The organism is Fictibacillus sp. 23RED33, from assembly GCF_015903925.1.
GTDB classification, from domain to species: Bacteria; Bacillota; Bacilli; order Bacillales; family Fictibacillaceae; genus Fictibacillus; species Fictibacillus phosphorivorans.
Window position 1 is genome coordinate 1013352 of sequence record NZ_JACZDX010000001.1, and the last position, 12249, is coordinate 1025600.

The window sequence follows — 12249 nt, forward strand, 5'->3', positions numbered from 1 at the left end:
TATGAAATTAAAAAGAAAAAACGTTGGAGCGGGTATTCTGATGGTTGTGTTTACCTTGCTCTTTTTTGTATTAACGAGTAAATTCTTTCTCGTGGCTTCTTCTCAATCTGCAGAAGGAGTAGACTTAATCGAATACGGGAAAAGAAAATGGTTGAAGAGCGATGTTTTAGATGCGAAGCGTGGAACGATGTTTGATCGGAACGGTGAAGTGATTGCGCAAGATATTCCGTCGTACAGCGTAATTGCCATTCTTGATAAAAAGTATCCAAACCATATAAAAGATCCTGAAGAAGCTGCTGAAAAACTATCAAAAGTACTAGATTCTGATAAGGATGACCTAGAAGAACTTTTGAGTAAAGAAGGCAGGTTCCAAGTAGAAGTTCCTTCTGGAAGAAAAGTTTCTTATCGTAAAAAAGAACAGATCGAAAAGATGAAGATTCCTGGTGTGGATTTTATAAGAGAATCAAGACGATATTATCCTAATCAAAGCTTCGCTGCTCATGTTTTAGGGTACACTGGAAACGGTGAAGAAGGTGTACAGACTGGTCTTATGGGACTTGAAAAGTCGTTAGATAAGTACTTACAAGAAAAAGATGGCAAGATCTCCTTTGTCGGTGATGCATTCAGCCGAGCAATTCCAGCAAATAAAGAATCGATCACGCCACCAAAGCACGGACAGGATGTTTATTTAACGCTAGATGAGAAGATTCAACTTTATTTAGATGAAGCGGTGCAAGAAGCTGCTAAGAAATATAAACCAGAAAAGATCACCGCAATTGTTGCTGATCCGAAAACAGGAAGAATTCTCGCAATGAGTAATTCACCTAGTTTTAATCCGAACAAAAAGGATATTACAAACTATACGAACTTTGCTGTTTCTTATCCTTTTGAACCAGGATCAACGATGAAGATCTTTACTTTGGCAGCTGCTATTGAAGAAGGTAAGTATAACGGTAACGAGGTGTTCCAATCTGGTTCGTATAAGCTTCCGAACATCGGAAGACCGATCTATGATCATAATAAAAGAGGATGGGGACCCATTACTTATAACGAAGGGGTTCAAAACTCTTCTAACGTAGCCTTCTCTAAACTTGTACGTGAAAAGCTAGGTTATGAGAAATATAGAAGTTATCTCTCGAAATTTGGTCTTGATCAAAAGACGAATATTGATTTGCCGAATGAGAAGAGCGGATCAGTTCTTTATAACTATGAGATAGAGAAAGTTACAACAGCTTTCGGGCAAGGAACAACGATTACGCCGATTCAACAGATTCAAGCTGCAACAGCGATTGCGAATGGCGGTAAGATGATGAGACCATACGTAATCGACAAGATCATGGACCCGGAAACGAAGAAGACGGTGCTATCAAATGAACCGAAAGTTGCAGGTAAGCCGATCTCTGAAGAAACATCAAAACAAGTAAGAGATATTTTAGAAACAGTAGTAACAGATGGAACGGGTAAGCCTTATATGATCGACGGTTATAGTGTAGCTGGAAAAACAGGAACAGCACAGATCGTAGGAAAAGACGGTAAGTATATCTCTGGTTGGGGAGAAAACGTATTTTCTTTCTTAGGTATGGCACCTAAAGATGACCCTAAACTACTAGTTTATGTGGCTGTTGAGCGACCAAAGGTTGAGTTCCCTGAGATGGGTTCTACACCTGTTGCGAATATTTTTACAAGTGTTATGAAAAGTGGGCTGCAATATTTAAACATTCAGCCCCAAGCCAAAGTCAACGATAAGTCTACCAAAGTAAAGAAATCTTATGGTAAAGAATTACCGGATTACACAGGTCAGTCTGCTGAGAAAGCAAAAAGTGACTTAGAAAAACTAGGCATGCAAGTTTCCGTCATCGGTTCAGGTAACGATATAACAAACCAGGAACCTTATGAAGGGGCTTATGTGATGAAAGGTGAAAGAGTCATCTTGAGAACATCTGGTGATGCCAAGATGCCTGATGTAAAAGACTGGTCTTACATGGATATTTTAAGGATTAGTAAACTTCTTGGGTTGAAAGAAACAATAACAGGAAGTGGTTTTGCAGTTAAACAAAGCATCAAACCTGGTAACCCCGTCAAAGAAGGAGATTTCTTTGTTGTTCAATTAGAACCACCAAAAGTAACAGGAAGAGAGACGGATTCCGATGAACAAGAGAACGTTGAAGAAACCGAATCTACGAATGAAGACGCTCAAGAAGAGTTACCGGTAACAGACTAAATGTTCTAGGCGCTTGTGTACAAGCATATATTTGAAACGAGACATACAAGGGAGGTATTGTGTGTGCGAGTTTCGAATGTAACTGTACGCAGGCGCTTAATTTTTGTTCTTGTTTTTGGAATAGCTTTCTTTTTTGTCATTTCTGTAAGACTAGGCTACGTTCAATTTGTGCTTGGAGATATGTTGACAGATCAAGCGCTTGATTCTTGGAGCAGAGATATTCCCTTTGAACCAAAAAGAGGAAAGATCTTAGACCGTAATGATGTGGTACTCGCGACAAATATTAGTGCTCCTACCGTCTTTGTCGTTCCAAGACAGATCAAAGAACCAAATGAAACAGCTGAAAAGTTAGCAGCACTGTTAAATATATCAAAAACAGAAGTGTATCAACGACTCACTAAGAAAGCTTCCATCGTTAGGATTGATAATGGAGGAAGAAAAATCAGCAATACGAAAGCAAAAGAAGTTGAAGCGTTAAATCTGCCAGGTGTTTTTGTTGCAGAAGACAGCAAAAGGCATTATCCATACGGATCTTACCTATCTCATGTATTAGGTTTTGCTGGGATCGACAGTCAAGGGCTTACGGGTCTAGAACTTTATTATGACGAACAACTCAATGGTGAAAAAGGTCATATATCCTTCTTTTCAGATGCACGAGGACGCAGAATGCCTTCATTATCGGACAAGTATGAAAAACCAAAAGATGGATACGACCTTAGGTTAACAACAGATTCACGTGTTCAAACGATAATTGAAAGAGAGCTCGATATCGCACAAGCCACCTATGATCCTGATGGCGCAATCGCCATTGCGATGAATCCGAATACAGGAGAAATTCTTGGCATGAGCTCTCGGCCAGATTTTGATCCAGAAGAGTACAAGCGTGTATCACCAGAAGTATACAATCGGAATCTGCCAGTGTGGGCTCAATATGAACCAGGATCTACCTTCAAGATCATTACGCTTGCTGCTGCTCTTGAAGAAGGTAAAGTTGATCTAGATAAAGATCATTTTCACGACCCTGGCTCTATTGAAGTTGCAGGGAGGAAGCTTAAATGCTGGAAAGCAGGAGGGCATGGCAGTCAGACCTTTTTAGAAGGTGTACAAAACTCTTGCAACCCCGGTTTCGTTATCCTTGGTCAACGTTTAGGAAAGGATAAACTTTTTGAGTATATAAAAGATTTTGGGTTTGGAGAAAAGACAGGTGTTGATTTGGCGGGTGAAGGAAAAGGAATCTTATTCTCTTTAGATCGTGTTGGTCCACTTGAACTTGCAACAACCGCGTTCGGACAAGGTGTTTCTGTGACTCCGATTCAGCAAGTAGCAGCTGTGTCTGCGGCCGTAAACGGAGGCTATTTGTACGAACCATATATAGCTAAAGAATTAGTTGACCCTATCACTGGAAAAGTAGTTAGTAAGCAGACTCCAAAACTCAAAAGAAAAGTGATCTCTGAAGAAACGTCTAAAGAAGTAAGGCGAGCACTTGAAAGTGTTGTAGCTCAAGGGACTGGGAAGAATGCATTCGTAGATGGTTATCGTGTCGGAGGAAAAACTGGGACTGCTCAGAAGGCTGAAGGCGGTGTCTATTTAAAAAACAACCATATTGTCTCTTTTATCGGCATGGCTCCTGCCAATAATCCAGAGATCGTTGTTTATGTGGCTATAGATAATCCAAAAGAAACCCTTCAATTTGGTGGAATTGTGGCAGCACCAATCGTAGGAAATATTATTGAAGACAGTCTTTCTGCCATGGGTGTCAAAAAGCAAAAAGATCAGATCGAAAAAGAAAAGACATGGCTCGATGCTCCTGAGGTAGTCGTTCCAGATTTAGTAGGTAAACAAACAAAAGAGTTAACAAATTTGTTGTATAATCTCAAGATAGAAACTTCCGGAAAAGGGAATTATATCGTACAGCAAGCTCCTAAAGCTGGCGTAAAGCTAGAAGCTGGCAAGACGATACGTTTATTTTTGGGTGACAAAAAAGAAGTGGAAGATTAAAATAAAGAATGTACACATAGCCAAGCGCGGAATCTTGCCTTGGCTTATTTTCTTTAAAGATGCATATAAACAGCTCTTTTATAGAAAGATGATACTTTTAGCGTACTCATTTAAAGCCAAAGAAGATAACACGGTAAAGAGACCCTTTCTATGAGCAACAGCATATGCGATAACAACACTTTTTTTTATAATATAGGCTTAACGATGATTAGAGGAGAGATCAGGATTAATGGAATTAAAAGAACTGCTTACATATTTAGTGAACTATGAAATGGATATCCAAGCCAATCCTGAAATTACCTCCATTGAAATGGATTCCAGGAAAGCTGGGAAAGGCTGCCTTTTTGTTTGTATGGAAGGACTTTTGTTTGATGGCCATGATTTTGCCCAAACAGTGGCAAATAACGGAGCTGCTGCTATATTAGCAGAGAAAGATATCGATGTTAACATTCCTGTTATAAAAGTGAAAAACACAAAAAAAGCACTATCGGTTTTAGCGGATGCTTTTTATGGACACCCTTCTCAAAAACTTCATTTGATTGGAATAACTGGTACGAATGGTAAGACGACAACTTCACATCTCATTGAAAAAGTTTTACGAGATGCTGGGAAAAGCACTGGAATGATCGGTACGATTGAAATGAAAATAAAAGATCAAAGCTTTAAAGTAGCAAATACTACACCTGATTCATTATTTTTGCAGAATGCTTTTTATCAGATGACCAAAGAAAAAGTAGAAGCAGCTGTTATGGAGGTCTCTTCGCATGCTCTTGTTCAAGGAAGAGTTTGGGGATGTGACTTTGATATTGCTGTTTTTACAAATCTGACACAAGATCATTTGGACTACCATAAAAATATGGAAGAATACCAGTTTGCAAAGAGTCTTCTATTTTCACAAATGGGCAACACTTATAGCAGAACAGATCGTAAAGTAGCTGTACTTAATAATGATGATCCAGCTTCAAGAATGTTTGAGAGAGTTACTTCCGCACAGGTTGTTTCTTATGGGATCGACAACGACAGTGACGTTCGAGCAACCAATATTATGATTGGATCACAAGGCACTACGTTTACTCTCCATACACCTATTGGTACAAGAGAAGTTACATTGAAGCTTATCGGAAAGTTCTCCGTCTATAATGTGCTTGCAGCAACAACGGCGTGTTTGTTGTCTGGATTAGATTTGGATCAAATTCTTACAAGTTTAAAAGAAGTATCTGGAGTTTCAGGCAGATTTGAACCCGTACTAGCAGGTCAAGATTTTACTGTGATCGTTGATTACGCACATACACCTGACAGTTTAGAAAATGTGTTACGAACCATTAAAGAATTTGCTACAGGGAAAATAACAGCGATCGTTGGGTGTGGCGGTGACCGTGATAAGACGAAGCGCCCACTTATGGCAGGAATTGCAGCAAACTTAGCTGATCATGCTATCTTCACAAGTGATAATCCGAGAACAGAAGATCCTCTTCAAATCTTAAAAGATATGGAAGAGGGTGTGGATGGTGGGAATTATGTGACCATCCCTGATCGAAAAAAAGCAATAGAACATGCTGTTGAACATGCTAGTGCAAACGATGTTATACTTATAGCCGGTAAAGGTCACGAAACATATCAGATCATTGGTAAAGACATATTAGAGTTTGATGATAGAGTCGTAGCAAGGGAAGCAATTAAGGCGGTGAAAAAATGAAATTAGATTTTAAAGAACTGGTCTCATTAGCAGATCGGGCGAGTGGAAAGTATGAGAACCTTATATTAGAAGGTGTTTCAAAAGATACAAGACTTAAAAGCGAGAATGCTCTATATCTACCGATAGCCGGCGAGCGCTTTGATGGACATGATTTTTTGCTGAATGCGATTCAACAAGGATGCACAGCTACGATCTGGCAGGAAGGAAAAGATCTTCCTGAAGGATTGCCAGAAGATTTTCCGATTCTATACACAACAGACACTGTGAAGTTTTTACAGGAAATATCAAAATATTACTTGAAGAAAATCAACCCTGTCGTTGTAGCTGTAACAGGCAGTAACGGAAAAACAACGACAAAAGATATGATAGAAAGTGTTTCGTCAGCAAACTTTAAGACATTTAAAACACAAGGTAATTACAACAATCATATTGGAATGCCTCTAACCATTCTTGCGATGGAAGAAAATACTGAAGTACTAATCCTGGAAATGGGTATGAGTGATTATGGAGAGATCTCTCTTTTAAGTAAGATCGCAGAACCAGATGTTGCTGTTATCACGAATATCGGTGAAAGCCATCTTGAACAACTTGGTAGTCGTGAAGGAATCGCTAAAGCAAAACATGAGATTGCAGATGGATTAAAACAAGGCGGGCTGTTTATCATTGATGGAGATGAACCGCTTCTTTCACATGTCAAAGGTGAGAACGTGTTACAAGTCGGTTTCGGTGATTCAAATACACTGAAGTTATCTAACCTTAAGACAGATGTACATGGCGTAACGTTTACTTTAGAAGAAGGTACAACTGTGTATCGGATACCAATGCTAGGACGTCATAACATAAAAAATGCTGCATATGCCATAGCTGTAGGGCATTACTTGAATATAGAAGAAAATAAAATATTAGAAGGACTTGAGAGCCTTAAAGTTACATCCATGCGTCTTGAAATGAAAAGCGGCAAGAAGGATACACTACTTATCAATGATGCCTATAATGCTAGTCCAACTAGTATGATTGCTGCTCTAGAGACACTTGCTGACCTGAAGGATTATTCTCAAAAAGTCGCTGTTCTTGGAGATATGTATGAATTAGGCTCAAATGAGGAAGAGATGCATCGAAACATGGCTAAGCATGTGGATGATACGATCTCTCATGTGATATGTGTGGGGCAAAAAGGTGCTTGGATTGCAGATGAACTAAAAAAACAAAAACGTAAAGACCTTGAGGTTATTCAATGTCTAACAAAAGAAGAAGCGGAAGAACCAATAGCTAGTTTATTATCAAAAGACACTGCTATTCTTTTTAAAGCATCAAGAGGGATGGTATTAGAAACCCTTGTCTCGAAATTTGTAGAGAAAGAACAGGAGTCGAAAAAATGATTGAGCAAGTCTTATTATTTACATTAGTTGCATCCTTCTTAATCGCGGTATTAAGTTCACCCTTTTTTATCCCGTTTTTAAGAAGATTAAAATTTGGGCAGAGCATACGTGATGAAGGTCCAAAATCTCACCAAAAAAAGCAAGGTACACCTACTATGGGCGGGATCGTAATCGTCTTAGCCCTTGTTATTGCAACATATGCGATGACTGCGAAGTTTTTTGCAGTTACGGCAGAAACCCATTTACTTATCCTTGTCACTTTAGGATACGGACTTATTGGATTTTTAGATGATTTTATTAAAGTTGTTAAGAAACGAAATCTCGGTTTAACATCGAAACAGAAGTTAGTAGGTCAATTGATTATTGCAGCTCTTTTCTTCTTTGGTTTAAGAGCCATTGATTTCTCGACTGAAATTTCAGTTCCCGGAACAGATTTTTCATTTGATTTAGGATGGTTTTATCCTGTGTTGGTGGTATTCATGTTAATCGGAGCTTCTAATGCAGTAAACCTTACGGACGGATTAGATGGATTATTGGCAGGAACAGCTGCTATAGCTTTTGGTGCATTTGCCGTGTTATCTTCTACCATTCTTCAATTTGAAGCTGCCATTTTCTGTGTGGCTGTGGTTGGTGCGGTACTTGGCTTTTTAGTTTTTAATGCACACCCTGCAAAAGTATTTATGGGAGACACAGGCTCACTCGCGCTAGGAGGCGCGATTAGTGCCGTAGCGATACTAACGAAGCTTGAGATCTTACTTGTTATTATTGGTGGTGTGTTTGTAATCGAAACGCTTTCTGTAATGATTCAAGTAGCCTCATTTAAACTAACTCGTAAGCGTGTCTTTAAAATGAGTCCGCTTCATCATCATTACGAACTATCCGGCTGGAGTGAATGGCGTATCGTTGTTACATTTTGGCTTGTAGGATTGGTATTTGCAGCATTAGGAATTTATTTAGAGGTGTGGGTATAAATGAAAGACACTACATTTTTTAAAAACAAAAAGATATTAATCGTAGGATTAGCCAAGAGCGGTTTTGCTGGTGCAAAACTGCTTCATTCGTTTGGGGCCAAATTAACGGTGAACGACAAGAGTCCTAGAGAAGGAAATGTGGAAGCAGAAAAACTTGAGAAACTGGGGATTAAAGTAGTTTGCGGAGATCATCCGTTGGCATTATTAGACGACCAGTTAGATTTCATTGTTAAGAATCCAGGAATTCCTTATCAAAATCCTTTGATTAAAGAAGCGGTAAAACGAAACATTCCTGTTTATACAGAAGTGGAAATAGCAGGTATGATCTCAGACGCATCGATTATTGCGATTACAGGATCAAACGGAAAGACAACAACCACTACCCTTATTGGTGATATGTTGAAAAACAGTGATAAGACACCAATCGTAGCCGGGAATATAGGCACTGTATTCTCCGAAGTTGCTGCGGAGTCTACTGAGAACGATATATTAGTAGCGGAACTTTCTAGCTTTCAGTTGATGGGAACAGAGCGATTTAAACCACAGATCTCTGTTTTTCTGAACTTATTCGAAGCACATTTAGATTACCACGGTTCTCTTGATGAATATGGAAAAGCAAAATCTAAGATCACTGAGAATCAAGATTCCTCTGATTATGTGATCTATAACGCAGATGATGAACGTGTCACACGTTTAATGAAAGATTCCAAGGCTCAACATATTCCTTTTTCTGTGTCGAAAAAAATTGAGAGCGGCGTTTATGTTGAAGAAGGTGCGCTTTATTTTCAAGAGCGAAAAGTTATTATGTTGAGTGAAATCGTGTTACCAGGTAATCACAATCTCTCAAACATTATGGCAGCTGTAGCTGCATCGTTATTAGCGGGGGCAACTTTAAAACAAATTCATCAGGTTCTAACTACGTTTCCTGGGGTTAAACACCGTTTGCAGTATGTGGGTGAGTTTAACGGCAGACGTTTTTACAACGACTCTAAAGCCACCAATATATTAGCGACGAATGCAGCGTTGTCTGCATTTGAACAACCTGTAATCTTACTAGCAGGTGGACTTGATCGTGGTAATTCTTTTGATGATCTGCTACCGTCACTAAAAAATGTAAAAGCAATCGTTACTTTTGGTCAAACAGCTGACAAACTAGCTGAAACAGCAAAACAGGCAGGAATAGAAACGATAAAACGTGCTGATAATGTGGAAGATGCTGTTCCCCTTGCGTACAGTTTATCTGCTGAAGAGGATGTTATATTATTGTCTCCTGCTTGTGCAAGCTGGGATCAATATAAGACATTCGAACAAAGAGGGGACATGTTTATCAACTCTGTGCATAAACTTAAATAAGGTTTGTACAAATAAGAAGAGTTGAGGTGTTTCCCTTTGCCTGCAACGAAATCAACCCCTGATATCATAATGATTGTAGTTACGCTTATGTTGTTATCGATCGGTATAATAATGGTTTATAGCGCTAGTGCAGATTTAGGACTATATAAGTTTGATGATGCGTTCTTTTTTGCAAAGCGACAATTGTTATTTGCCGGTGTAGGTATTGCAGCGATGTTTTTTATCATGAACATCAATTACATGACGTGGAGAGTCTGGTCTAAGATTCTTCTGATTATTTGTTTTGTATTATTGATCGCAGTTCTTGTCCCAGGTATTGGAATGGTTCGTGGTGGTGCTAGAAGCTGGATTGGTGTAGGTGCTTTTTCCATACAGCCGTCTGAATTTATGAAACTAGCCATGATTACATTTCTAGCTAAGTATCTATCGGAGCATCAAAAAAAGATCACTTCTCTAAAAAAAGGTTTAGTGCCTACTCTTGGATTAGTGATGATCGCTTTTGGAATGATCATGCTTCAGCCCGATTTAGGAACAGGGGCCGTGATGGTAGGAACAAGCATCGTGATGGTCTTTGTTGCAGGTGCGCGTATCTCTCATTTTGTAGGTATGGCTTTAATCGGTCTTATCGGACTTGCGGGATTAATTATTTCTGCTCCATATCGAATTAAGAGGATTACGTCTTTTCTCGATCCTTGGAGCGATCCTTTAGGAAGCGGATTTCAGATAATCCAGTCTCTCTATTCGCTCGGACCTGGTGGATTACTTGGGTTAGGCTTAGGTCAGAGTAGACAAAAATTTGGTTATCTCCCAGAACCTCAAACGGATTTTATATTTGCGATCCTCTCAGAGGAACTTGGTTTTATCGGCGCTGTTTTTGTATTGATCCTGTTTAGCCTTCTCTTATGGCGTGGAATCAGAATCGCTTTAGGTGCTCCTGATTTATTCGGTAGCTTTTTAGCTATTGGGATTATTGGGATGGTCGCTATACAGGTGATGATTAATATTGGAGTAGTTACAGGTTTGATGCCCGTAACTGGAATTACGTTGCCGTTTTTAAGTTATGGAGGATCCTCATTAACACTCATGCTCGCATCAATCGGAGTAATCCTAAATATTAGCCGTTATTCAAGGTATTAAAACTTGAGTTTCAAAGGAAATTCTCTTATTCTAAACATAGCGATTTAAAGACGTTACCCTGTCAATTATGGCAGGGTAACTTCTTTTTCTAGAGTCATTTTTTGATAGCTTGTTTTCGTATATCATTTTGCTTATGTTAGTTGCTGATTTCCGCTCCAGGTTGCACGCTTTCCACGGGGCGAACGGTGAGCCTCCTGCCGCTTTGCGCCATTAGGAGTCTCCACCTGACCGCTCGTCCCGTAGGAGTCGGCAACCTTCCACTACAATCAGCTTGCTAGGAAGAAAAAATCAATTATATAGGTTGTGTTAAACTAGCAGTAGTACTACAACCCTTTGTCAATTAATCAAAGAAGCAACTAATAAATCATAACGAAAGCATTTTAAAATTTTTAAGGAAAATAAAAAGTAAGAAACAAAATCGTTAGTTCTGACGAATACTACTTTGTCGATGTTTAAGGACATTGAAAACATGGAAAAGATTAACGCATAGCATATAAATAGAACGATGCGTATGAACGTAGGGGGTTTTTAATGATGTATAGCCAATTAGCTGAGAAATTAAAAAGTGAAGATCTAGGTACTGTCCTAGTAAATGAGCCATTAAAAAATCACACCACATTAAAAATTGGTGGGCCAGCTGATCTTTTTTATGAACCAAAAAATATTGAATGTCTAAAAAAAGCATTAAGTTATATAAAAGAAGCAAACGCACCGATACGTGCAATCGGTAGAGGGTCTAACCTTCTTGTTGCAGACGGAGGAATCGAAGGGGTTGTCATCAAGGTAGGGGAGGGGATCAACCACCTTGAAAAAAATGATAACACGATTAGAGTTGGCGGAGGATATTCGCTTATTCCGCTTGCGACTGTAATGTCACGTGAAGCATATACGGGCCTTGAATTTGCTGCTGGTATTCCAGGGTCAGTTGGTGGAGCTGTGTTCATGAATGCGGGTGCGCATGGATCTGATATGTCAAAGATCGTTGAGAAAGCTTTGATTTTATTGCCTGACGGTGAGCTTAAATGGCTTTCTAACGAAGAATTGCACTTCTCATATCGTACTTCTGTCCTTCAAGAAACAGGTGGAATCTGTGTAGAAGTCATACTCGTATTGGATAAAGGTGATAAAGAGACCATCATGGCAGAGCTTAAGAAAAATAAAGATTATCGCAGAAACACTCAGCCATGGAACTATCCATGCTGTGGAAGTGTGTTCCGTAATCCGCTGCCAAATTATGCAGGACATCTCATAGAGACATCGGGGCTTAAAGGAACACAAGTAGGCGGTGCACAAGTTTCTGAGATGCATGCTAATTTTATTGTGAATACTGGAGATGCAAAAGCAAAAGACGTGCTGGATCTGATCAGCTATATACAAAAAACGATCAAAGAAAAGCATGGTGTTGAGCTTCATACGGAAGTTGAGATCATTGGTAGAAATGATTAACAAAAAATTGGATAAATAGTGCTGAATTGCGGCATATCCGTGCTATAA

At 39.2% G+C, this 12249-nt stretch carries 8 protein-coding genes; all 8 read left to right on the plus strand.

Annotation, left to right across the window (positions count from 1 at the left end; translation table 11 throughout):
• Position 1 precedes the first annotated feature (1 nt).
• Positions 2–2221, plus strand: coding sequence for a penicillin-binding protein (locus IHV09_RS05375; RefSeq protein ID WP_197263798.1), 2220 nt, complete (start codon positions 2–4; stop codon positions 2219–2221).
• A 63-nt stretch (positions 2222–2284) separates the two neighbouring features.
• Positions 2285–4219, plus strand: coding sequence for a stage V sporulation protein D (locus IHV09_RS05380; RefSeq protein ID WP_197127648.1), 1935 nt, complete (start codon positions 2285–2287; stop codon positions 4217–4219).
• Positions 4220–4448: 229 nt separating this feature from the next.
• On the plus strand, positions 4449–5915 hold the full coding sequence (locus tag IHV09_RS05385; RefSeq protein ID WP_197127649.1) for a UDP-N-acetylmuramoyl-L-alanyl-D-glutamate--2,6-diaminopimelate ligase: 1467 nt from the start codon (positions 4449–4451) through the stop codon (positions 5913–5915).
• On the plus strand, positions 5912–7294 hold the full coding sequence (locus IHV09_RS05390; protein WP_197127650.1) for a UDP-N-acetylmuramoyl-tripeptide--D-alanyl-D-alanine ligase: 1383 nt from the start codon (positions 5912–5914) through the stop codon (positions 7292–7294). Before IHV09_RS05385 ends, IHV09_RS05390 begins: the two co-directional genes overlap by 4 nt.
• Positions 7291–8265 (plus strand): phospho-N-acetylmuramoyl-pentapeptide-transferase, encoded by a 975-nt coding sequence (gene mraY / locus IHV09_RS05395; RefSeq protein ID WP_197127651.1) that lies wholly within the window; start codon positions 7291–7293, stop codon positions 8263–8265. Before IHV09_RS05390 ends, mraY begins: the two co-directional genes overlap by 4 nt.
• Positions 8266–9618, plus strand: coding sequence for a UDP-N-acetylmuramoyl-L-alanine--D-glutamate ligase (murD, locus tag IHV09_RS05400; protein ID WP_197263799.1), 1353 nt, complete (start codon positions 8266–8268; stop codon positions 9616–9618).
• Between the two features lie 36 nt (positions 9619–9654).
• The gene (spoVE, locus tag IHV09_RS05405) at positions 9655–10755 is read left to right on the plus strand and encodes a stage V sporulation protein E (protein WP_144700917.1); all 1101 of its coding nucleotides are present in this window, start codon (positions 9655–9657) and stop codon (positions 10753–10755) included.
• 531 nt (positions 10756–11286) lie between these two features.
• On the plus strand, positions 11287–12201 hold the full coding sequence (gene murB / locus IHV09_RS05410) for a UDP-N-acetylmuramate dehydrogenase (RefSeq protein WP_231618134.1): 915 nt from the start codon (positions 11287–11289) through the stop codon (positions 12199–12201).
• The last annotated feature ends 48 nt before the right edge of the window (positions 12202–12249 follow it).

Bases quoted from the DNA above. Each gene is read 5' to 3' on its own strand.
- IHV09_RS05375 (WP_197263798.1), top strand. From the start codon at position 2: ATGAAATTAAAAAGAAAAAACGTTGGAGCGGGTATTCTGATGGTTGTG.
- IHV09_RS05385 (WP_197127649.1), top strand. From the start codon at position 4,449: ATGGAATTAAAAGAACTGCTTACATATTTAGTGAACTATGAAATGGAT.
- IHV09_RS05390 (WP_197127650.1), top strand. From the start codon at position 5,912: ATGAAATTAGATTTTAAAGAACTGGTCTCATTAGCAGATCGGGCGAGT.
- mraY (WP_197127651.1), top strand. From the start codon at position 7,291: ATGATTGAGCAAGTCTTATTATTTACATTAGTTGCATCCTTCTTAATC.
- murD (WP_197263799.1), top strand. From the start codon at position 8,266: ATGAAAGACACTACATTTTTTAAAAACAAAAAGATATTAATCGTAGGA.
- murB (WP_231618134.1), top strand. From the start codon at position 11,287: ATGATGTATAGCCAATTAGCTGAGAAATTAAAAAGTGAAGATCTAGGT.